Source organism: Arthrobacter sp. MDT2-34-1, from assembly GCF_059091365.1.
On record NZ_JBNHGO010000068.1, the window covers coordinates 1 to 786 of the forward strand.

Here is a 786-nt window from a genome sequence, read left to right on the forward strand (position 1 = left end):
CGCCGGGGCGGGCTGTTTTGCCGCTGCTACCTAATTGCCGGTGCTACTTGGCGAGTTTGCCGTCCAGGCGGAAGAGGAAGGCTGCCATGGCATCCCGGTTGACCGGGGACCAGGGGCGGTAGGACCTGGTGCCGTCGGTTTCGGTCCAGCCGGTGGAGATCTCCTGGCCGGCAAGCCAGGCCATTTCCTTGTAGAACTGCACGCCGTCGGCGATGTCACCGAACGGTGAGCCCGACGGTGCGGTGTACTGGGGTTCTCCGGCGAGCCGGTAGAGGAAGGCTGCCATGGCATCCCGGTCGATGGATTCGTAGGGGCGGAAGGTCTTGGTGCCGTCCGCTTCGGTCCAGCCGGTGGAGATGCCTTCAGCAGCAAGCCAGCTGATTTGCTTGTAGTACATGTTGTCCGTGGCTACGTCCGTGAACGGGCTCTCTGCCGGAGCCGTGAACTCCGGCTCGCCTGCCATCCGGTAGAGGAAGGCCGCCATGGCGTCGCGGTTGATGGCCTCGTAGGGGCGGAAGGTCTTGGTGCCGTCTGCTTCGGTCCAGCCGGTGGAGATGTTCCGTTCGGCGAGCCAGGAGATTTCCCGGTAGTAGACGTTGTCCGTGGCCACGTCGGAGAACAGGCTCTTGGCTGGCGGGACATAGTCGCCAGCTGCCTCAACGACCACCGACCGTGACGCGATGGACTGGTTGCCGTTCGCGTCCTGGACCACGTAGGTGAGGGTGTAGACACCCTCACTTGCGGCATTCACCGACCCCAGGACCTCGAGGTTGGCAGTTACGTCGC

Annotated in this window: 1 protein-coding gene; it reads right to left on the reverse strand. The window is 64.1% G+C overall.

What is annotated here, in order from left to right; translation table 11 throughout:
• Positions 1–43: 43 nt before the first annotated feature.
• Positions 44–786 (reverse strand): immunoglobulin-like domain-containing protein (locus AC5RVV_RS17640; RefSeq protein ID WP_494002649.1); only part of this gene is annotated, 743 nt, incomplete at its 5' end.